This is a genomic window from Klebsiella sp. R390 (assembly GCF_051131745.1).
GTDB lineage: Bacteria > Pseudomonadota > Gammaproteobacteria > Enterobacterales > Enterobacteriaceae > Klebsiella.
Genome location: NZ_CP180445.1, coordinates 3256894 through 3277946 on the forward strand (window position 1 = coordinate 3256894; position 21053 = coordinate 3277946).

At 53.9% G+C, this 21053-nt stretch carries 25 protein-coding genes; 14 read left to right on the plus strand and 11 right to left on the minus strand.

Annotated elements, in window-relative coordinates; translation table 11 throughout:
- Nucleotides 1–4 precede the first annotated feature (4 nt).
- Genes rpoN through ACMYSP_RS15210 form a run of 7 tightly spaced genes read right to left on the minus strand, consistent with a single transcriptional unit; the run spans nt 5 to nt 5863 of the window.
- Nucleotides 5–1438 carry an RNA polymerase factor sigma-54 gene (rpoN, locus tag ACMYSP_RS15180; RefSeq protein WP_174509420.1) on the minus strand — a complete coding sequence of 478 codons (1434 nt, stop codon included), beginning with the start codon at nt 1436–1438 and terminating at the stop codon, nt 5–7.
- Between the two features lie 47 nt (nt 1439–1485).
- A complete protein-coding gene (gene lptB / locus ACMYSP_RS15185) occupies nt 1486–2211 on the minus strand; it encodes an LPS export ABC transporter ATP-binding protein (protein ID WP_434582900.1) in 726 nt (241 codons plus the stop codon).
- 6 nt (nt 2212–2217) lie between these two features.
- A complete protein-coding gene (lptA, locus tag ACMYSP_RS15190) occupies nt 2218–2763 on the minus strand; it encodes a lipopolysaccharide ABC transporter substrate-binding protein LptA (RefSeq protein WP_434582901.1) in 546 nt (181 codons plus the stop codon).
- Nucleotides 2732–3307, minus strand: coding sequence for an LPS export ABC transporter periplasmic protein LptC (gene lptC / locus ACMYSP_RS15195; RefSeq protein WP_434582902.1), 576 nt, complete (start codon nt 3305–3307; stop codon nt 2732–2734). The genes lptA and lptC overlap by 32 nt, the downstream gene beginning before the upstream one ends.
- Nucleotides 3304–3870, minus strand: coding sequence for a 3-deoxy-manno-octulosonate-8-phosphatase KdsC (gene kdsC / locus ACMYSP_RS15200; protein WP_434582903.1), 567 nt, complete (start codon nt 3868–3870; stop codon nt 3304–3306). Before kdsC ends, lptC begins: the two co-directional genes overlap by 4 nt.
- A 14-nt stretch (nt 3871–3884) precedes the next feature.
- Nucleotides 3885–4889 (minus strand): arabinose-5-phosphate isomerase KdsD, encoded by a 1005-nt coding sequence (kdsD, locus tag ACMYSP_RS15205; RefSeq protein WP_410003350.1) that lies wholly within the window; start codon nt 4887–4889, stop codon nt 3885–3887.
- Complete coding sequence (locus tag ACMYSP_RS15210; RefSeq protein WP_434582905.1) at nt 4886–5863, minus strand: calcium/sodium antiporter; 978 nt, start codon at nt 5861–5863, stop codon at nt 4886–4888. The genes kdsD and ACMYSP_RS15210 overlap by 4 nt, the downstream gene beginning before the upstream one ends.
- 211 nt (nt 5864–6074) lie before the next feature.
- On the opposite strand from ACMYSP_RS15210, the gene mlaF reads away from it, so the two are divergent.
- The 7 genes from mlaF to murA all read left to right on the plus strand — a co-directional run bounded on the left by mlaF (nt 6075) and on the right by murA (nt 10880).
- Entirely contained in the window at nt 6075–6893 is an 819-nt protein-coding gene (mlaF, locus tag ACMYSP_RS15215; protein WP_434582906.1) for a phospholipid ABC transporter ATP-binding protein MlaF, read from the plus strand.
- Nucleotides 6893–7675: a lipid asymmetry maintenance ABC transporter permease subunit MlaE gene (gene mlaE, locus ACMYSP_RS15220; protein WP_123756311.1), complete on the plus strand. Its 783-nt coding sequence runs from the start codon at nt 6893–6895 to the stop codon at nt 7673–7675. Before mlaF ends, mlaE begins: the two co-directional genes overlap by 1 nt.
- Before the next feature lie 4 nt (nt 7676–7679).
- Nucleotides 7680–8231: an outer membrane lipid asymmetry maintenance protein MlaD gene (gene mlaD, locus ACMYSP_RS15225; RefSeq protein ID WP_434582907.1), complete on the plus strand. Its 552-nt coding sequence runs from the start codon at nt 7680–7682 to the stop codon at nt 8229–8231.
- 18 nt (nt 8232–8249) lie between these two features.
- Entirely contained in the window at nt 8250–8885 is a 636-nt protein-coding gene (gene mlaC / locus ACMYSP_RS15230) for a phospholipid-binding protein MlaC (RefSeq protein WP_434582908.1), read from the plus strand.
- Nucleotides 8885–9175 carry a lipid asymmetry maintenance protein MlaB gene (gene mlaB, locus ACMYSP_RS15235; RefSeq protein ID WP_434582910.1) on the plus strand — a complete coding sequence of 97 codons (291 nt, stop codon included), beginning with the start codon at nt 8885–8887 and terminating at the stop codon, nt 9173–9175. The genes mlaC and mlaB overlap by 1 nt, the downstream gene beginning before the upstream one ends.
- 136 nt (nt 9176–9311) lie before the next feature.
- A complete protein-coding gene (gene ibaG / locus ACMYSP_RS15240) occupies nt 9312–9566 on the plus strand; it encodes a BolA family iron metabolism protein IbaG (RefSeq protein ID WP_123756315.1) in 255 nt (84 codons plus the stop codon).
- 54 nt (nt 9567–9620) lie between these two features.
- Nucleotides 9621–10880, plus strand: a complete 1260-nt coding sequence (murA, locus tag ACMYSP_RS15245) for a UDP-N-acetylglucosamine 1-carboxyvinyltransferase (protein WP_174509427.1) — start codon at nt 9621–9623, stop codon at nt 10878–10880.
- A gap of 63 nt (nt 10881–10943) precedes the next feature.
- Here murA and sfsB read toward each other — a convergent pair whose 3' ends face one another.
- The gene (sfsB, locus tag ACMYSP_RS15250; RefSeq protein ID WP_123756317.1) at nt 10944–11216 is read right to left on the minus strand and encodes a DNA-binding transcriptional regulator SfsB; all 273 of its coding nucleotides are present in this window, start codon (nt 11214–11216) and stop codon (nt 10944–10946) included.
- A gap of 197 nt (nt 11217–11413) precedes the next feature.
- Nucleotides 11414–12385 (minus strand): octaprenyl diphosphate synthase, encoded by a 972-nt coding sequence (gene ispB / locus ACMYSP_RS15255; protein WP_434582911.1) that lies wholly within the window; start codon nt 12383–12385, stop codon nt 11414–11416.
- A gap of 260 nt (nt 12386–12645) precedes the next feature.
- On the opposite strand from ispB, the gene rplU reads away from it, so the two are divergent.
- The 4 genes from rplU to cgtA all read left to right on the plus strand — a co-directional run bounded on the left by rplU (nt 12646) and on the right by cgtA (nt 15489).
- Nucleotides 12646–12957 carry a 50S ribosomal protein L21 gene (gene rplU / locus ACMYSP_RS15260; RefSeq protein ID WP_004106123.1) on the plus strand — a complete coding sequence of 104 codons (312 nt, stop codon included), beginning with the start codon at nt 12646–12648 and terminating at the stop codon, nt 12955–12957.
- A gap of 19 nt (nt 12958–12976) precedes the next feature.
- Nucleotides 12977–13234 (plus strand): 50S ribosomal protein L27, encoded by a 258-nt coding sequence (rpmA, locus tag ACMYSP_RS15265; protein WP_003861831.1) that lies wholly within the window; start codon nt 12977–12979, stop codon nt 13232–13234.
- 95 nt (nt 13235–13329) lie between these two features.
- Nucleotides 13330–14295: a DMT family transporter gene (locus ACMYSP_RS15270; protein WP_434582912.1), complete on the plus strand. Its 966-nt coding sequence runs from the start codon at nt 13330–13332 to the stop codon at nt 14293–14295.
- A 15-nt stretch (nt 14296–14310) separates the two neighbouring features.
- Nucleotides 14311–15489: an Obg family GTPase CgtA gene (cgtA, locus tag ACMYSP_RS15275; RefSeq protein ID WP_123756320.1), complete on the plus strand. Its 1179-nt coding sequence runs from the start codon at nt 14311–14313 to the stop codon at nt 15487–15489.
- Nucleotides 15490–15610: 121 nt separating this feature from the next.
- Here cgtA and dacB read toward each other — a convergent pair whose 3' ends face one another.
- Nucleotides 15611–17044: a serine-type D-Ala-D-Ala carboxypeptidase gene (gene dacB / locus ACMYSP_RS15280; RefSeq protein ID WP_434582913.1), complete on the minus strand. Its 1434-nt coding sequence runs from the start codon at nt 17042–17044 to the stop codon at nt 15611–15613.
- 235 nt (nt 17045–17279) lie between these two features.
- Here dacB and greA point away from each other — a divergent pair, with 235 nt between their 5' ends.
- Nucleotides 17280–17756: a transcription elongation factor GreA gene (gene greA / locus ACMYSP_RS15285; protein ID WP_123756322.1), complete on the plus strand. Its 477-nt coding sequence runs from the start codon at nt 17280–17282 to the stop codon at nt 17754–17756.
- Nucleotides 17757–17908: 152 nt separating this feature from the next.
- On the opposite strand, the gene yhbY is transcribed toward greA, so the two are convergent.
- Nucleotides 17909–18202 carry a ribosome assembly RNA-binding protein YhbY gene (gene yhbY, locus ACMYSP_RS15290; RefSeq protein WP_004139797.1) on the minus strand — a complete coding sequence of 98 codons (294 nt, stop codon included), beginning with the start codon at nt 18200–18202 and terminating at the stop codon, nt 17909–17911.
- A 124-nt stretch (nt 18203–18326) separates the two neighbouring features.
- Here yhbY and rlmE point away from each other — a divergent pair, with 124 nt between their 5' ends.
- Nucleotides 18327–18956 (plus strand): 23S rRNA (uridine(2552)-2'-O)-methyltransferase RlmE, encoded by a 630-nt coding sequence (gene rlmE, locus ACMYSP_RS15295; RefSeq protein WP_123756323.1) that lies wholly within the window; start codon nt 18327–18329, stop codon nt 18954–18956.
- A gap of 99 nt (nt 18957–19055) precedes the next feature.
- The gene (ftsH, locus tag ACMYSP_RS15300) at nt 19056–20990 is read left to right on the plus strand and encodes an ATP-dependent zinc metalloprotease FtsH (protein ID WP_434582914.1); all 1935 of its coding nucleotides are present in this window, start codon (nt 19056–19058) and stop codon (nt 20988–20990) included.
- Nucleotides 20991–21053: the final 63 nt, after the last annotated feature.

The following is a 21053-nucleotide window of genomic DNA, read 5'->3' on the forward strand; positions in this document are numbered from 1 at the left end:
TGTGTCAGACCAGTTGTTTACGCTGGTTGGACGGCGGAATGGATAAAGACTCTCGGTACTTGGCAACGGTACGGCGCGCGACCATGATACCTTGTTCGGACAGTATGGTGGTGAGCTTACTGTCACTCAACGGCTTCGCGGGGTTCTCCGCGGCGATTAACTTCTTCACCAGCGCACGAATGGCGGTGGAGGATGCCTCGCCGCCGCCTTCGGTACTGACGTGGCTGGAGAAGAAATACTTCAGCTCAAAAATACCGCGCGGACTGTGCAGGTATTTTTGAGTGGTGACACGTGAAATGGTGGATTCATGCATTTCGACGGCCTGGGCAATATCCGCCAGCACCATCGGTTTCATGTACTCTTCGCCCTGCTCGAAGAAGGCCTGCTGCTGCTCGACGATGCAGCGGCTGACGCGCAGCAGCGTATCGTTACGGCTTTCCAGGCTCTTAATTAGCCAGCGGGCTTCCTGCAGGTTGCTGCGGATAAACTGGCTGTCGGCGTCATTGCGCGAGCTGTTACCCATTGCGGCATAGTGCTGATTGATTTTCAGCCGCGGGATACTGTCGGAATTCAGCTCCACTACCCAGCGGTCGCTAACCTTGCGTACCAGAACGTCAGGAATGACGTACTCTGGCTCACTGGTCTGGATCGACTGGCCTGGGCGAGGATCGAGCGACTGGATCAGGTTAACCGCTTCTTTCAGCACATCTTCTTTAAGGCGCGTCACGCGCATTAAGGAACGAAAATCATGGTTGGCGAGCAGATCAAGATGATCGCTGATGATCAGCCGGGCCTCTTCCAGCCAGGGAGTCTCTTTCGCATATTGTGAAAGTTGAACCAGCAGGCAGTCGCGCAGATCTTTCGCCGCCACGCCAACCGGATCAAAACGCTGGATACGTTTTAGTACCGCTTCAACTTCTTCGAGGCCGATCTCTTCATCGTCGATGCTCTCGACAATGTCTTCGATCCGAATGGTGAGATAGCCCGTATCATCGACGGCGTCGACGATAGAGGTGGCGATGGCGCGATCGGTATCGGTAAATGGCGTCAGCTCGACCTGCCACATCAGGTAATCCTGCAGGCTTTGGGTCGTTTCGCCCTGATAGACCGGCAGCTCGTCGTCCTGATAGTCAACGCCGTTTCCTGACGGTGTACCGGCGGTGTAGATCTCATCCCAGCTGGCGTCGAGGGGCAACTCCTCCGGCATATCTTTTTGCTCAAGCGCATCGACCGTATCCAGCGATTCGCGGTCCTCGACCTCTTTGGTTTCTACCTCATCGTGAAGATCGGTTTGCTCAAGCAACGGATTACTCTCCAGCGCCTGCTGGAGTTCCTGCTGGAGTTCTAACGTGGACAACTGCAGCAAACGGATGGCCTGCTGCAGTTGTGGCGTCATGGCAAGCTGTTGGCTTAGCCTTAATTGCAAACCTTGCTTCATATTCAGGGCAAATATCTCCGGCTAAAACGTCTGTAACCTCTACCCTATCAGAGTCTGAAGTCTTCCCCAAGATACACGCGCTTAACCTGCTCGTCTTCAAGGATTTGCTGAGGCGTGCCGTGGGCAATCAGGTGACCCTGGCTAACGATATAGGCGCGTTCACAAACGGCCAGCGTTTCCCTGACGTTATGGTCGGTGATCAGTACCCCAAGACCGCTGTCTCGCAGGTGTTCGATGATCCGTTTGATATCGATAACGGAAATCGGATCCACGCCGGCAAAGGGTTCATCCAGCAGGATAAATTTCGGGTTAGCGGCCAGCGCACGGGCGATTTCGACACGACGGCGTTCACCACCGGAAAGCGCCTGACCGAGGCTGTCGCGTAGATGTTCGATATGAAACTCTTCCATCAGCTCTTTGGCGCGGTCTTCGCGCTGCTCGCTGCTGAGATCGTCCCGAATCTGCAACACCGCCATCAGGTTATCAAACACGCTCAGGCGGCGGAAAATAGAGGCTTCCTGCGGCAGATAGCCAATGCCCCGGCGCGCGCGCGCGTGCAGCGGCAGCAGGCTGATATCTTCATCGTCGATGATAATGTTGCCGGCGTCGCGCGGTACAATGCCCACCACCATGTAGAAGGTCGTGGTTTTACCGGCGCCGTTAGGGCCAAGCAGGCCGACAATCTCGCCGGAGTTCACGGTCAGACTGACATCTTCCACCACGCGGCGGCCTTTATAGGCTTTAGCAAGATTCTTTGCAGTTAATGTTGCCATAACGAATTACTTACCTTTCTTTGACTGATCGCCACTTTTGTCCTGCAGCTGCGAAGGAACCAGAACCGTGGTTACGCGTCCGCCTTTACTGCTGAAAGCCTGCATTTTCTGCTCTTTCACCAGATAGGTGATCTTGTCGCCCTGAATGTTGCTGTCGAGCTGATCCAGGTGCGCGTTGCCGGTCAGCACCACAAAATCGTTCTGCAATTCATAATGCATTTTATCGGCGCGGCCTTTCACCGGTTTGCCGTTGTCCTGCATCTGATAGAAGGTGGCCGGGTTGCCAAAACCGTCGATCACTTCTTTGCCTTTTTCCCCGCCAGGACGGGTGACGACCACCTTATCCGCGTTGATTTTGATGGTGCCCTGGGTGACGACCACATTGCCGGTAAAGGTGACGATATTGCCCTGCATATCCAGCGACTGCTGATCGGATTCGATGTGGATCGGCTGATCGGTATCACCGGTTTTGGCCAGTGCCGGCAGGCTGGCGGCCAGAATGGCGCTGGCGAGCGCAATCTTAAGGCTGAGTTTGTTTGTTCTGAATTTCATAAGAGGTTCTAACCTTTTCAATCAGCTCGGCAGTTTTGCTGCGCAAGTTACCGCGCATTTTCAGGCCGCTAGAATTAAATGTTGTCCCGTACAACGTCACCATGTCATCGGAGGTAACATCTTGTGTTACCAGGTTTATCTGGGCGTTATCCGTCGTAATTTTGCGCAGTTGAGAGTCCGCTGTCAGTGCGTTTACCTCAACATGCCCGTAAAGATACAGCATGCGGTCGTTGGTCAGCTTTGCCTTGTCTGCTTTGATAGACCAGGTCGGGACCTTATTGGTGTCAAAGGTCGTCATGACCGGTTTGGTGAACCACGATAGCGCCTCGGCGGAAAAATACTCCACATGCTCAGCGATTAAGCGATAGTTAAGCGCCCCTTCAGGGCTGTAGACCACGGTATCGGTATGCTCACTGGTGTACGTTGGGTCAGCAGGATTGGCCTCTGGTGCAGGCGCGTCGTCCGTACCCGCCAGATTCAGGCCTATCAGGACCAGCGCGACCAGCGATAGTAAAATAATAACCCAACGTCTGGTTTTACTCATATTGATTGTCCTTTGGCCTCATCCAGCTTGCCCTGCGCCAGGAGTAACAAATCGCAGACTTCTCGTACCGCGCCACGCCCGCCATTGATGCGGGTGATGTAGTTCGCTCGGGGCAGCAGCAGAGGGTGGGCATCTGCCACCGCAACGCTTAGCCCGACTTCTGCCATCACCGGCCAGTCGATCAGGTCATCGCCAATGTAGGCAACTTCTTCCGGATGGACCGCCAGCTTGCTTAATAAGTCACGGAATGCCAGCAGTTTATCAGACTGCCCTTGATACAGGTGCGTAATGCCCAGTGTCTGACAACGGTCTTCTACCAGTTTAGCTTTTCGCCCGGTAATAATCGCGACCTCAATACCGGAAGTCAGTGCGCAGCGGACCCCATAACCATCCCGTACGTTAAACGCCTTCAGCTCTTCGCCGTGGTTACCCATGTAGATAAGACCGTCGGACAGCACGCCGTCAACGTCGAGGATGAGCAAACGGATCTTCGCCGCCCGCTCGATAAACTCAGCGCTTACCGGTCCGTAACAGGTTGCCAGCAGAGCATCAGCATTATTCATTATTTTATCCTTACTTACACTACGCCCGCGCGCAGGAGATCGTGCATATGTACCACACCCAACAGATGGTCGCCATCGGCAACTAACACGCAGGTGATATGACGTGACTGCATCAGGTTCAGCGCATCCACGGCCAGAATGCCGGGGCGGATGCGGATCCCCCCCGGTGTCATCACCTCGGCGATGCTGGCGTTACGCATATCGACGCCGGTATCGAACACCCGGCGCAGGTCACCATCGGTGAAAATACCAATGATGTTCATGTCGTCGTCGCAGACTGCCGTCATGCCTAAATTTTTACGCGTGATTTCCAGCAGCGCATCGCGCAGAGTTGCCGTCACGTTGACATGCGGGATTTCATCACCCGTATGCATAATATCATTGACCCGCAGCAGCAGCTTACGACCCAGTGCGCCGCCAGGATGCGACAGGGCGAAATCTTCAGCGGTAAAACCACGTGCTTCCAGCAGCGCGACCGCCAGGGCATCACCCATCACCAGTGCGGCGGTAGTGCTGGACGTTGGGGCCAGCCCTAACGGACAGGCTTCCTTCAATACTTTCACGCAAAGGTGAATATCTGCCGCGCGCGCCATGCTGCTTTCCGGGCGGCTGGTCATGCAGATGAGTGGCACCTGCTGGCGTTTCAGGACCGGAATCAGCGCCAGGATCTCGTTTGATTCACCGGAATTGGAGAGCGCAATGATAACATCTTGCGGTGTCACCATGCCTAAGTCACCGTGGGCTGCTTCGCCGGGATGAACGAAAAACGAAGGCGTACCAGTGCTGGCGAAGGTGGCCGCCATTTTACGCCCGATATGGCCAGATTTGCCCATCCCCATCACCACTACTTTCCCGCTACAGCGGAAGATCTTTTCGCAGGCCTGCGTAAAATCGGCGTTAATGTATTGATCGAGTTGAGCCAGACCTTCACGTTCAATGTCCAGCACTTCACGTCCTGCCCGTTGAAAGTCAAAATCCGTTGGCAAATCTATTTGCGACATAATGTTATCCCGAGTCATTCAACGAAGAGCGGTGCTGCCCAGTACAGCATCGCCAACCAAACTACAAAACCGCCGACCAGGAGCGCACCGACAAGACGGCTTAGTTGCTGCTTACGGCGCCAGCACAGCAGGGCGAAGATCACGCTGACGAACATCATGACCGCGTAGTCGCGGGTAAATGCCTCCGGCGCGAACCCGCCCGGTGCAATCAGTGCCGGTAAGCCAAGAACCAGGGCGATATTGAGAATATTCGCGCCAATAATATTACCGATGGCGATGTCATCTTCCCCTTTTCTCGCCCCGGCGATCGCCGTCGCGAGCTCCGGCAGGCTGGTCCCGATGGCGACCACCGTCAGACCGACGGTCAGCTCGCTGATAGCAAAATAGTTAGCCAGCACGGTGGCGTTGTCCACGACCATTCGGGTGGCCATTGGCATAATAATCAGGGCCACACCTAACCACAGCAGGGCGACCGGAAGCGAACCTTCCCGCGGGAGTTCTGCCATCTGTTCCCGGGTCAGGCTATCGCTGCCCTGGCGTTCAGCAATGCGGGCGATTTTAATCGTAAACAGCAACCACAGTATGGCCAGTGCGAATAAAAACAGGCCATCTATACGGGACAGTTGCCCATCGTACAGCACAAAGCTTGCCAGCAAACTGACCAGCAACATTAGCGGCAACTCGCGGCGCAGGATATCAGAATGCACGGTAAATGGATGGAGCAGGGCAGCGAGGCCAAGTATTAATAATATATTGGTGATATTGGAGCCGATTGCCGTACCGATGGCTAAATCGGTCTGCCCGTGCAGGGAGGCGGCTGCAGAAACGATGATCTCGGGCAAGCTGGTGCCAATACTGACCACCGTCATTCCGATTATCAGCGGCGGGATCCCCAGCATTCGGCACAGAATGGAAGCGGCGTAGACCAGACGATCGGCGCTGTAGACTACCAGCAGTAAACCAATGATTAACAGAGCCGTCGCTAAGAGCATCTAAAGTCCTTTCTTCAGGTATAATCGTCGCTTCGCTGTCCCATTCCGTCTGCAGCGTAACGAATTCTTAATTTTGACTTTATGTTTGTCAAAAGTAAAACAAATGCCAGTTTTCGCTAACCCAGGCAGGTAAGATTCTGTAAAAATGTTGGGTTTGTGGTGAAGGTACGCGCCATGCTTAGCCCGAGGGATGTTTAGGAAGGATGATTTTATGAGCCAAACGTTGGCGAATTTGGTCGAAGTTCGCGGTATCCGCTTCTCTCGCGGCGATCGGGTGATCTTCGATGACATCTCGCTGTCAGTGCCGCGCGGTAAGATCACGGCGATCATGGGGCCATCGGGGATCGGTAAAACGACGCTGCTGCGCCTGATCGGTGGACAGATCCCGCCCGATAAAGGCGAGATCCTGTTTGATGGCGAAAACGTGCCCGCGATGTCACGCTCGCGCCTCTATACCGTGCGCAAGCGTATGAGCATGCTGTTCCAGTCCGGCGCACTGTTCACTGATATGAATGTGTTCAATAACGTTGCTTACCCGCTGCGCGAACATACGCGTCTGCCTGAAGCGTTGCTGCACACCACCGTTATGATGAAACTCGAGGCCGTCGGCCTGCGCGGTGCCGCGAAGTTAATGCCTTCCGAGCTCTCTGGCGGGATGGCACGGCGTGCCGCGTTGGCGAGGGCCATCGCACTGGAGCCGGATCTGATCATGTTCGACGAGCCGTTTGTCGGGCAGGATCCGATCACCATGGGCGTGCTGGTTAAGCTGATTTCGGAACTGAACAGCACGCTTGGTGTGACCTGTATTGTGGTGTCGCATGACGTGCCGGAAGTGCTCAGCATTGCGGACTATGCGTATATCGTGGCCGACAAAAAAATCGTGGCCCATGGCAGCGCACAGTCGCTGCGGGAAAATGACGACCCGCGGGTTCGTCAGTTTATCGACGGTATCGCCGACGGTCCGGTGCCGTTCCGCTATCCGGCGGGCGACTATCACCATGATTTACTCGGCAAGGGAGTGAGTAACTGATGCTGCTAAATCTGCTGGCATCACTCGGGCATCGGGGGATTAAAACCACCGCGACGTTCGGGCGTGCCGGGTTAATGCTGTTCAATGCCGTCGTGGGCAAGCCGGAGTTTCGTAAGCATGCGCCGCTGCTGGTTCGCCAGCTCTATAACGTCGGCGTACTGTCAATGTTGATCATCATCGTGTCAGGGCTGTTTATCGGCATGGTGCTGGGGCTGCAGGGCTATCTGGTGTTAACCACCTACAGCGCCGAGACCAGTTTAGGCATGCTGGTCTCGCTGTCGCTGCTGCGCGAGCTGGGACCGGTGGTTGCCGCGTTGCTGTTTGCCGGACGCGCGGGCTCTGCACTGACGGCCGAAATTGGCCTGATGCGGGCGACCGAACAGCTCTCCAGTATGGAGATGATGGCGGTGGATCCGCTGCGTCGCGTGATTTCGCCTCGCTTCTGGGCTGGGGTGATTTCGCTGCCGCTGTTGACCATTATTTTTGTCGCCGTGGGGATCTGGGGCGGCTCGCTGGTGGGCGTCAGCTGGAAAGGTATCGACAGCGGCTTCTTCTGGAGCGCGATGCAAAATGCCGTCGACTGGCGAATGGATCTGGTTAACTGTCTGATTAAGAGCCTGGTATTCGCCGTTACGGTGACCTGGGTGGCGTTATTTAACGGTTATGACGCTATCCCCACTTCCGCCGGGATTAGCCGGGCAACGACGCGCACGGTAGTGCATTCGTCGCTGGCGGTTCTGGGGCTGGATTTTGTGCTGACTGCGCTGATGTTTGGGAATTGAGTTCATGCAAACGAAAAAAAGTGAAATCTGGGTAGGTGTGTTCTTACTAGCGGCATTACTGGCGGCGCTGTTTGTCTGCCTGAAGGCCGCTAACGTGACGTCTCTGCGTACTGAGCCGACGTATCGTATCTATGCCACCTTCGACAATATTGGTGGACTCAAAGCTCGCTCTCCGGTGCGTATCGGTGGCGTTGTCGTGGGTCGGGTCGCGGACATCACGCTGGATCCGAAAACCTATCTGCCGCGTGTGGCGATCGATATCGATGAGAGCTACAACCATATCCCTGATACCAGTTCATTGGCCATTCGTACCTCAGGCCTGCTGGGGGAACAGTATCTGGCGCTGAATGTCGGTTTTGAAGACCCGGAACTCGGGACGTCTATCCTTAAAGATGGCGGCACAATTCAGGACACCAAGTCAGCCATGGTACTGGAAGACCTGATTGGTCAGTTCCTTTACAGCAGTAAAGGCGGTGACAATAAGAATTCTGGCGATGATTCGTCTGCGGAAGCGGCCCATACTGACGCGACGCAGCCGGCTGCCACGACGCATTAATTTCAGGAGAAAAACGATATGTTTAAACGCGTACTGATGATCGCCATGTTGGTGATTGCCCCATTGACCGCTGCGACGGCGGCGGATCAGACCAATCCGTATAAGCTGATGAATGAAGCGGCGCAAAAAACCTTCGATCGCCTGAAAAACGAACAGCCGAAGATTCAGGCTAACCCGAACTACCTTCGTGATATCGTCGATCAGGAACTGATGCCGTATGTCCAGGTGAAATATGCGGGTGCGCTGGTGCTGGGCCGCTATTACAAAGATGCGACGCCGGCGCAGCGCGAAGCCTACTTTACGGCCTTCCGTGAATATCTGAAGCAGGCCTATGGCCAGGCGCTGGCGATGTACCACGGTCAGACGTATCAGATTGCACCGGAACAGCCGCTGGGCGATGCGACGATTGTTCCTATTCGCGTAACGATTCTCGACCCTAACGGCCGTCCGCCGGTACGTCTGGACTTCCAGTGGCGTAAGAACACCCAGACCGGCAACTGGCAGGCTTATGACATGATTGCCGAAGGGGTGAGTATGATCACCACCAAGCAGAACGAGTGGAGCGATCTGCTGCGTACCAAAGGTGTTGATGGCCTGACCGCGCAGTTGAAATCGATCTCTGCGCAGCCGATCACTCTGGAACAGAAAAAATAATGACCGGGCAGCTGAGCTGGACTCGCGATGGCGAGCGACTGGCGCTGCATGGGGAGCTGGACCAGGATCTGCTGGTCCCGCTCTGGGATGCCCGTGCGCAGGCGACGGATGGCGTATCGGTCATCGATCTTAATGCGGTTACCCGGGTCGATACCGCCGGGCTGGCGCTGCTGATGCATTTCGTGGCGTTAATTCGCCATCAGGGCAGGGAAGCGACACTGACGGGCAAAAGCGAAAATCTGCAAACGTTAGTCAGCCTCTACAATCTTCCTGCCGATATGATCCCATAGTTTTTCAGTGCGTTATTGCTAAGGTTATCCTGAAAGTCCCCTCTAAATTTTAGAAGGGACTTTTTGCTTGTTTAAGACTGCGTCACTTTCCTCTAAGATGTTGGGCTATTTTCACCACCAGATAAAATGTGAACCCATGGAAAATCATGAAATTCAGACCGTGCTGATGAACGCACTCTCCCTTCAGGAAGTCCACGTCTCTGGCGATGGCAGCCACTTCCAGGTTACTGCTGTGGGTGAGATGTTTGACGGCATGAGCCGGGTAAAAAAACAGCAGGCAATCTATGCCCCGTTAATGGAATATATTGCCGACAACCGTATTCATGCGCTGTCGATCAAAGCGTTTACCCCGCAAGAATGGGCACGAGACCGCAAACTAAACGGCTTTTAAGCTGCCGGGACGCTCCCTGCAGCATAGGTAAATTTTTAACAGAGAACAGAATCAATGGATAAATTCCGTGTTCAGGGGCCGACTCGCCTTCAGGGTGAGGTCACTATCTCCGGTGCGAAAAACGCAGCCCTGCCGATCCTTTTTGCGGCACTGTTGGCAGAAGAGCCGATTGAGATCCAGAACGTCCCCAAACTGAAAGACATCGATACCACGATGAAGCTGCTGAGCCAGCTCGGTGCCAATGTGAAGCGCAATGGCTCGGTCTGGATCGATGCCGGTCCGGTTGACGTCTTCTGTGCACCGTACGACCTGGTTAAAACGATGCGTGCTTCCATTTGGGCGTTGGGGCCGCTGGTGGCTCGCTTTGGCCAGGGTCAGGTTTCACTGCCGGGTGGCTGTGCTATCGGTGCGCGTCCGGTCGACCTGCATATTGTCGGCCTGGAGCAACTGGGCGCTGAAATCAAGCTGGAAGAAGGCTATGTGAAAGCGTCGGTCAACGGGCGTCTTAAAGGCGCACATATCGTGATGGACAAGGTCAGCGTAGGCGCAACCGTGACCATCATGAGCGCAGCGACCCTGGCAGAAGGCACCACCGTTATCGAAAACGCCGCCCGTGAGCCGGAAATCGTCGATACGGCGAACTTCCTCAACGCGCTGGGTGCGAAGATTACAGGTCAGGGGACTGACCGCATCACCATCGAAGGCGTCGCGCGTCTGGGTGGCGGTGTTTACCGCGTGCTGCCGGACCGTATCGAAACAGGTACTTTCCTGGTGGCTGCGGCGATCTCCGGCGGTAAAATTGTGTGCCGTAACGCACAGCCTGATACGCTGGATGCCGTACTGGCCAAGCTGCGTGACGCGGGTGCGGACATCGAAACCGGTGAAGACTGGATTAGCCTGGATATGCACGGCAAACGTCCGAAAGCCGTCAACGTGCGTACCGCGCCACACCCAGGATTCCCGACTGACATGCAGGCGCAGTTCACGCTGCTGAACCTGGTTGCGGAAGGGACCGGTGTGATTACCGAGACCATTTTCGAAAACCGCTTCATGCATATCCCGGAACTTATCCGTATGGGCGCGCATGCTGAAATCGAAAGTAATACGGCGATCTGCCATGGCGTGGCACAGCTTTCAGGTGCACAGGTGATGGCGACCGATCTGCGTGCTTCTGCCAGCCTGGTTCTGGCGGGCTGCATCGCGGAAGGAACCACGATTGTCGATCGTATTTACCACATTGACCGTGGTTACGAGCGTATTGAAGACAAACTGCAGGCGCTGGGCGCAAATATCGAGCGCATCAAAGGCGAATAAACCTGCCATAAAAACAGCCCTCTGACGTCCGTCCGGGGGCTGTTTTTACATTCACGTCTCACTTCACTTGCTCTCTTTCTTCTGGCGTATCATCTGTGTTCTGTCGATAAACTGATGGGTGACAGGATCATGGTAGCGCGAGGGCCAGATCGCCCAGGGCGTAGTATCCAGCGCCGTCGCAATTATCAGCTCGCCTTTCGGCCACGGCCGGGTCAGCGCATTTGCCAGTGTTGAAGAACTTAAGCCGTTGCGCCGCGATTCTGCTGCGAGCGACGTCCCTTTTTTGCGTAATCCCGCAATGATGTCTGCTTGATGCCAGTCGATGAACTTATCCATAAATTCTCCCGGTGGTAAGGGGCCAGTACGCCGCGGATGGGCGACGTAATAACTATACGCTCAGGATTATTTAAGTTCTAACAAGTTCTAGTAAAGTGTTTGAATATTCGGAATGCGCCAGGGATAGCAAGGTGTGAGATGTTTTCTGGAGTTTTATGGAACTTCCCGCGCGCTGCGCGGGAGTCATACCAAAGGGATTAGCTATCGCGTTGCACGGCAATATGCGCCAGGCCGATGAGCGCTTCGCGCCACGGCGAATCGGGGAGAACCTGCAGGACGGCAATAGCCTTATCCGCTTCTTCTTCCGCGCGCTGGCGGGTCCAGTCCAGTGAACCGCAGGCCGCCATGGTTTCCAGCACGGCATCCAGCAGGTGGCGACCGTTACCTTGCTCAATCGCTCCACGTATCATTGCAGACTGCTCAGGCGTGCCGTGACGCATGGCGTGGAGCAGCGGCAACGTGGGTTTACCTTCATTCAGGTCATCGCCGACGTTTTTGCCGAGACGCTCGCCATCGGCGCTGTAATCGAGCAAATCGTCGATCAGCTGGAACGCCGTACCAAGATAACGACCGTAGTCCTGCAGCGCCTGTTCCTGCTCTGCGGTACAGCCTGCGAGAATACCGGAACACTGGGCGGCAGCTTCAAACAGGCGGGCGGTTTTGCTGTAAATCACCCGCATGTAATTTTCTTCCGTGATATCCGGGTCGTTGACGTTCATCAGCTGCAGCACTTCGCCTTCAGCAATCACGTTAACGGCTTTCGACATGACTTCCAGTACCTTCAGCGAGCCGAGACTGGTCATCATCTGGAAAGAACGCGTATAGATAAAATCACCCACCAACACGCTGGCAGCGTTGCCAAAAGCGGCGTTTGCTGTCGCCTTGCCACGACGCATGTCTGACTCGTCAACCACATCATCATGCAGCAGGGTTGCGGTATGGATAAATTCGATCAGTGCGGCAATGGTGATGTGCGCGTCGCCCTGGTAGCCGACGGCCCGCGCAGCAAGGACCGCGATCATCGGTCGAATACGTTTTCCGCCTCCGCTAATGATGTAATAGCCTAACTGATTGATAAGCTGAACATCTGAGTCAAGTTGCTCAAGGATTGCCGCATTGACACCCGCCATATCTTGCGCGGTTAACTCATTGATTTTTTCTAAATTCATCGCAAAAGCCGGGCCACATGTCCTGTTACCGCGAATCCAGGTGGGTTCACAGAAGGATTAAGATAGAATTAAAAGAAGCTATGATTGTACTGAAAAATTGCCATAGATAAACGTTAGCGTGAAAGTTGTGTTTTTTTTCTGCGTTGATCGCTAATCGCTCTTGTCAAAGGCTCGCGTTTTGCGTAATATTCGCGCCCTATTGTGAATATTTATAGTGCACTCTGAATCACACGAAGAGGTGCACGGAAGCGGAGTTTTATATGTACGCGGTTTTCCAAAGTGGTGGTAAACAACACCGAGTAAGCGAAGGTCAGACCATTCGCCTGGAAAAGCTGGACATCGCAACTGGCGAAGCTGTTGAGTTCGCTGAAGTTCTGATGATCGCAAACGGTGAAGAAATCAAGATCGGCGTTCCTTTCGTTGAGGGCGGCGTAATCAAAGCTGAAGTTGTTGCTCACGGTCGTGGCGAGAAAGTTAAAATCGTTAAGTTTCGTCGTCGTAAACACTACCGTAAACAGCAGGGCCATCGTCAGTGGTTCACTGATGTGAAAATTACTGGCATCAGCGCCTAAGACCTGAGGAGAGATTTAAATGGCACATAAAAAGGCTGGCGGCTCAACTCGTAACGGTCGCGATTCAGAAGCTAAACGTCTCGGCGTTAAGCGTTTCGGTGGCGAATCCGTTCTGGCGGGTAGCATCATCGTTCGTCAGCGTGGCACCAAGTTCCACGCAGGCACCAACGTAGGTTGCGGTCGTGACCACACTCTGTTTGCTAAAGCAGACGGTAAAGTGAAATTTGAAGTTAAAGGCCCGAACAACCGTAAATACATCAGCATCGTTGCTGAGTAAGTTTTTCGTGGTCCGGTAACGGATTAAAGCCCCGCAACGTGTTGCGGGGCTTTTTACATTAGAACCCCGGATATTTTTCTGCAGGGAAAACGGGTATGAAGCAGCAGGCCGGCATTGGCATTCTTTTGGCACTCACCACCGCAATGTGCTGGGGTGCATTGCCAATTGCAATGAAGCAGGTTCTTGAAGTGATGGAGCCACCAACCGTGGTGTTCTATCGCTTTTTGATGGCGAGTATCGGCCTTGGCACTATCCTGGCGATCAGGGGAAAACTGCCGCCGCTGCGCCTCTTTCGCAAACCGCGCTGGTTGGTACTACTGGCCATTGCGACGGGCGGCCTGTTCGGTAACTTCATCCTGTTTAGCTCTTCCCTGCAATATCTTAGCCCTACGGCTTCTCAGGTGATCGGCCAGCTGTCTCCGGTCGGCATGATGGTGGCCAGCGTATTCATCCTGAAGGAGAAGATGCGCGGCACCCAGGTCGTGGGGGCGCTAATGCTGATTTGCGGGCTGGTGATGTTTTTTAACACCAGCCTGATTGAAATTTTTACCCGCCTGACGGATTACACGTGGGGGGTAATTTTCGGCGTCGGAGCGGCCGCAGTCTGGGTCAGCTATGGCGTCGCACAAAAGGTGTTATTACGCCGCCTGGCGTCACAGCAGATCCTCTTTTTGCTGTACACTTTATGTACGATAGCACTGTTGCCCCTGGCAACGCTTTCGCAGGTTCTGGCGTTAAGCGACTGGCAGCTAGCGTGCCTGTTTTTCTGCGGGTTAAATACCCTGGTAGGCTACGGTGCGCTGGCGGAAGCCATGGCGCGCTGGCAGGCAGCGCAGGTCAGCGCGTTAATTACCTTAACGCCTTTGTTTACGCTGCTTTTTTCAGATTTATTATCAATGGCCTGGCCCGATGTTTTCGCCAGACCGATGTTAAACCTGTTAGGTTATCTCGGTGCGTTTGTCGTGGTTGCGGGCGCGATGTACTCCGCCATAGGCCACCGTCTTTGGGGTGGCTTACGTAAGCGTGAAGCGGTTGTACCGCTGCCCCGCTCAGGCGAATGATTTTCGGAGAGTAAAATGAAGTTTGTTGATGAAGCAACGATCCTGGTCGTAGCAGGTGATGGCGGCAACGGTTGCGTTAGCTTCCGCCGTGAAAAATATATTCCGCGAGGCGGCCCGGATGGCGGCGACGGTGGTGATGGTGGTGATGTCTGGCTGGAAGCGGACGAAAACCTGAACACCCTGATCGACTATCGCTTTGAAAAATCTTTCCGCGCCGAGCGTGGACAGAATGGTCAGAGCCGCGACTGTACCGGTAAACGTGGTAAAGATGTCTCGGTGAAAGTGCCTGTAGGGACCCGTGTTATCGATCAGGGGACCGGCGAAGTCATGGGCGATATGACCAAACATGGTCAACGTCTGATGGTCGCTAAGGGTGGCTGGCACGGTCTGGGCAACACTCGTTTTAAATCGTCCGTTAACCGTACCCCGCGTCAAAAAACAATGGGTACGCCGGGTGACAAGCGCGACCTGCAGCTGGAGCTGATGCTGCTGGCAGACGTCGGGATGCTGGGCATGCCGAATGCCGGTAAATCCACATTCATTCGTGCCGTTTCTGCCGCGAAGCCGAAGGTGGCTGACTATCCGTTTACCACGTTGGTACCGAGCCTTGGCGTTGTCCGTATGGATAACGAGAAGAGCTTCGTTGTTGCGGATATCCCGGGGCTTATCGAAGGGGCTGCGGAAGGCGCAGGTCTGGGTATTCGCTTCCTGAAGCACCTTGAGCGTTGTCGCGTACTGCTGCACCTCATCGATATCGAGCCTATCGACGGATCCGATCCGGTTGAAAACGCGCGTATTATCATCGGTGAGCTGGAGAAATACAGCGAGAAGCTGGCTGAGAAACCGCGCTGGTTAGTCTTCAACAAGATTGACCTGATGGATAAAGCCGAAGCTGAAGCGAAGGCAAAAGCAATTGCCGAGGCGTTGGGCTGGGAAGACAAGTTCTATCTGATTTCTGCTGCAAGCCAACAGGGCGTAAAAGACCTGTGCTGGGACGTGATGACCTTTATCATCGAAAACCCTATCGTGCATGCGCCGGAAGAAAAAGTGGCAGAAAAAGTCGAGTTCATGTGGGATGACTACCACCGTCAGCAGCTTGAAGAAGCCGAAGTTGAAGTCGAAGATGACGAAGACTGGGATGACGACTGGGACGAAGACGACGAAGAAGGCGTTGAGTTCATCTACAAGCGTTAATCTGCTGAACGACATCCCGGCCATACTTGCGGTCGGGGTGAGCGCGATAAGGCCTGTATAAGGCTTTTTGCCGCTATTCAGGACGTACAAAAAGGGCCGCATTCAATGCGGCCCTTTTGTTTTAGTTATTCTGGTACAAATCTTTGTATAACCGGCTTTCGAAGCGCACCAGTGGGATCCGTCGGTTACGCTGATCGGCCGGCGGTACGGCATACCCTGATAAATACTGCACAAAGGCTATTTTCTGCCCGCTGGCGGCGGTAATAAAGCCGGCGAGGTTATAGACTCCCTGCAATGAACCCGTTTTTGCCGATACCTTGCCATCAACGCCCGCCTGATTCAGCCCTGCACGATACTGGAGCGAGCCATCGTGACCGGCCAGCGGCAGCATGGAGATAAAGTTAAGCTCATTATCATGCTGGGCAATATATTGCAGCACCTGCATCATGGTGGCTGGTGCAATCAGGTTATGACGCGACAGGCCTGAACCATCGGCAATAATGGTATTGCCCAAGTCGATACCGGCCTGCTGACGTAGGATTTGACGCACCGCATCAGAACCGGCACGCCAGGTTCCCGGTACACCAAGACGAGCATGACCGATGGTGCGAAAAACGGTATCGGCAATCATGTTGTCGGACTTTTTCAGCATGATCCGTAGGAGATCGTGCAGCGGAGCAGATTGTGTGGTGGCCAGAACCGTTCCCGGCTCGTTAGCCAGCGTCTGACGCAACAGCGTGCCGCTGTAGGTGATCCCTGCTTGTGCCAGCTCAGACTTCAGAATTACGCCAGCATAACTGGCTCCGTCCTGAATGGCGAACGCCAGTGGTAACGGCTCACTGCGTTGCGGCAGGCAGCCGGTTAAGGTGTAGCGGTTCAGATCGCCTGTCACCACGTCAAGTTCACAGTACTGAGCTTCAGACGAGCCGCGGGCCAGGGTTCTCACCTGGCTGAACATGGTCACCGGGTAGTAAGAGGCGACGCGGATAAAGGCCAGATCGCCAGGCTTCTGTGCGCTGTAAAGCGAGATAGAAAAACAGTTACGGTCGACGATGGCGGCAGCCGGAGGCGCGCTGAAACACTGGGTCATGTCGTTCCACGGCCAGCCAGGTGCTTTGTCATGGCTGGCGAAAACCGAGGTATCAATCAGGACGTTACCTTCGATCCGCTGGACGCCGGCTTTTTTCAGCGTCGCCACCATATTGCGAATATCCTGGCGTCTGAGAGTCGGGTCGCCGCCGAAACGGGCGATGAGATCGCCTTTCAGCACGCCGCTATCAAGGCTGCCCTTGGTTTCGAGGGTGGTCGTAAAACGGAAATCCGGCCCGAGCTGGAGCAGGGCGGCCAGCGCGGTGATCACCTTCTGGGTACTGGCAGGCAGTGCCATCTGCTGACTGTGAAAATCTATCTCCGGCGTAGGGGAGCCAACCTTTTGCGCCATGAAGGCGAGGTTCGCACCCGCGGGAAGCTGGGTGATGTAGTCGTCAATATTCGCCGCCTGAGCGCTAAACGCTATACCGGCAGTCAATCCGATGATAAATCTGGAAAATCGCATAATCTCGCGCTAACAACCTGAAACCGAGCCGTCATACTACGGTGCAATACCCTGTAAAGTAAACGATGACCCATAGTGAACTTCAGGGTAAAATACTTATCAAATTGAAAATTGCTGCTGACCTGGGGAATGTTTTCCGGGTTGGTTTTCTTTTTGCTCCTGTCCTGCCTATGGCCTGGCCGGTTGCGGAACGGAAGCATCCGTTCCATGAAGGAATGATAAAGAGGTATAACAAATGCAAGCTATTCCGATGACCTTACGTGGTGCCGAAAAACTGCGCGAAGAACTGGATTTTCTGAAATCTGTTCGTCGCCCTGAAATCATTGCTGCGATTGCCGATGCGCGTGAGCATGGCGATCTGAAAGAGAACGCTGAATATCATGCAGCCCGCGAACAGCAAGGTTTCTGCGAAGGTCGTATCAAGGATATTGAAGCCAAACTGTCTAATGCGCAGGTGATTGATATCACTAAAATGCCGAACAACGGCCGAGTGATTTTTGGCGCGACGGTCAATGTTCTGAATCTCGATACAGATGAAGAGCAGACCTACCGCATCGTGGGTGATGATGAGGCTGACTTTAAGCAAAATCTGATCTCTGTGAATTCACCGATTGCGCGTGGTCTGATCGGTAAAGAGCAGGATGATGTGGTAACAATCCGCACGCCTGGTGGCGAAGTAGAATACGAAATTATTAAGGTCGAGTACCTTTAACCCGTATTTCCCGCTACCATGTTGATGGATTGTAAAGAAAGGAAAAAGGCCGCATAGCGGCCTTTTATCAACGTCCGGAGCATGGCATTTTGCTCGTCTACCCGTAGAAATCCCTCGTTTTACACAAAGTTGTGTAGAGTTTCAGGATATTCTTAGCGTGGCAGCGAGATTTTACGCTCTTTAGTTGGGCGATACAGGACCAGCGTTTTACCGATGACCTGTACGTTACAGGCGCCGGTTTCGCGCACGATAGCTTCCACGATCAAGGTTTTCGTTTCGCGGTCTTCCGATGCGATTTTCACCTTGATGAGCTCATGGTGCTCTAACGCTTGTTCGATCTCGGCCAGTACCCCTTCGGTCAAACCATTATTGCCAAGCATAACTACCGGCTTGAGCGGATGTGCCAGACCTTTCAGGTGCTGTTTTTGTTTAGTACTCAGATTCATCGTATTTTTTTGCTTACGTTGGGATTGAAAACGGTTCATTCTACCGCCATCTCCCATATATCGCCAAACTACCGTGTCGATTTTTACGTCGCAAAGTATGATGAACCCGAAATGGGAATGTTAAATGACAGGTAAAAAGCGTTCTGCCAGCTCAAGTCGCTGGCTTCAGGAACACTTTAGCGATAAATATGTCCTCCAGGCGCAGAAAAAGGGGTTACGTTCCCGCGCCTGGTTTAAACTTGATGAAATACAGCAAGGTGACAAAATTTTTAAACCGGGGATGACGATTGTTGACCTCGGCGCTGCCCCCGGTGGCTGGTCGCAATATGCGGTTACCCAAATCGGAAACAGCGGCCGCATCATCGCTTGCGATCTTTTACCGATGGATCCAATCGTTGGTGTGGACTTCCTTCAGGGCGATTTTCGTGATGAATTAGTCCTGAAAGCATTACTGGATCGTGTAGGTGACAGTAAAGTACAGGTTGTCATGTCCGATATGGCGCCAAATATGTGTGGAACACCGGCGGTGGATATTCCCCGGGCCATGTATTTGGTAGAGCTGGCGCTTGGAATGGCTCGTGATGTATTAGCGCCAGGTGGTAGTTTTGTAGTGAAGGTGTTCCAGGGCGAAGGCTTCGATGAGTATCTTAGAGAAATTCGCTCCCTGTTTACGAAGGTCAAAGTTCGTAAGCCGGACTCTTCTCGCGCCCGTTCGCGTGAAGTGTACATTGTAGCGACCGGGCGTAAACCATAACCGGTAGATTTCAAACGAAAGTTTGAAAGACGCTGGATATAGAGTATCCTGACGCTGTTTTTAACACAGTTGTAATAAGAGGTTAATCCCTTGAGTGACATGGCGAAAAACCTAATACTCTGGCTGGTCATTGCCGTTGTGCTGATGTCAGTATTCCAGAGCTTTGGGCCCAGCGAGTCTAATGGCCGTAAGGTGGATTATTCAACCTTCCTGCAGGAGGTCAACCAGGATCAGGTTCGCGAAGCGCGTATCAACGGACGTGAGATCAACGTTACCAAGAAAGATAGTAACCGTTACACGACTTACATTCCGGTTAACGATCCGAAGCTGCTCGACAACCTGTTGACGAAAAACGTTAAAGTGGTTGGCGAACCGCCGGAAGAGCCGAGCCTGCTGGCTTCCATCTTTATTTCCTGGTTCCCGATGCTGTTGCTGATCGGTGTCTGGATCTTCTTTATGCGGCAAATGCAGGGCGGCGGCGGAAAGGGCGCGATGTCCTTCGGCAAAAGCAAAGCCCGTATGCTGACGGAAGACCAGATTAAAACCACTTTTGCTGATGTCGCCGGTTGCGATGAAGCAAAAGAGGAAGTCGGTGAGCTGGTTGAATACCTGCGTGAACCGAGCCGCTTCCAGAAGCTGGGCGGTAAAATCCCGAAAGGCGTCCTGATGGTCGGTCCTCCGGGTACCGGTAAAACGCTGCTGGCGAAGGCTATCGCCGGTGAAGCGAAAGTCCCGTTCTTCACAATTTCAGGTTCTGACTTCGTAGAAATGTTCGTTGGTGTGGGCGCATCTCGTGTGCGTGACATGTTTGAACAAGCGAAGAAAGCAGCGCCGTGCATTATCTTCATCGATGAAATCGACGCCGTAGGCCGCCAGCGTGGCGCGGGTCTGGGCGGTGGTCATGATGAACGTGAACAGACACTTAACCAGATGCTGGTTGAGATGGATGGTTTTGAAGGCAACGAAGGCATTATTGTTATCGCTGCAACTAACCGTCCTGACGTTCTTGACCCTGCGCTGCTGCGTCCTGGTCGTTTCGACCGTCAGGTTGTGGTTGGGCTGCCGGATGTTCGCGGCCGTGAACAGATTTTGAAAGTTCACATGCGTCGCGTCCCGCTGTCGCCAGATATCGATGCGGCTATCATTGCGCGCGGTACTCCAGGCTTCTCCGGTGCTGACCTGGCAAACCTGGTCAACGAAGCGGCACTGTTTGCTGCCCGTGGCAACAAACGCGTCGTGTCGATGGTTGAGTTCGAAAAAGCGAAAGACAAAATCATGATGGGTGCGGAACGTCGCTCCATGGTGATGACAGAAGCGCAGAAAGAATCTACCGCTTACCACGAAGCGGGCCACGCGATTATCGGCCGTCTGGTGCCTGAGCACGATCCGGTCCATAAAGTGACGATTATTCCACGCGGTCGTGCGTTGGGTGTGACTTTCTTCCTGCCGGAAGGCGATGCTATCAGCGCCAGCCGCCAGAAACTGGAAAGTCAGATTTCAACTCTGTACGGTGGTCGTCTGGCGGAAGAGATTATCTACGGCGTGGAACATGTTTCTACCGGTGCGTCTAACGACATTAAAGTCGCGACTAATCTGGCACGTAACATGGTGACGCAGTGGGGCTTCTCTGACAAACTCGGTCCGCTGCTGTATGCGGAAGAAGAGGGCGAAGTCTTCCTGGGCCGTAGCGTCGCGAAAGCGAAGCATATGTCCGATGAGACTGCACGTATCATCGACCAGGAAGTGAAATCACTGGTTGAACGTAACTACAATCGTGCTCGTCAGATTCTGAACGACAACATGGACATCCTGCATTCGATGAAAGATGCGCTCATGAAATATGAGACTATCGATGCACCGCAGATTGATGACCTGATGGCTCGTCGTGACGTTCGCCCGCCAGCTGGCTGGGAAGATCCGAACGGCAGCAATAATTCTGGCAACAATGGTACGCCAAGTGCGCCGCGTCCGGTCGATGAACCGCGTACGCCGAACCCGGGCGGCACCATGTCAGAGCAACTGGGCGACAAATAAGTCAGCTGCTGTTGATGTTGTTGTAGATATCGAAACCCCGGGGCGCCTGCCGCTCCGGGGTTT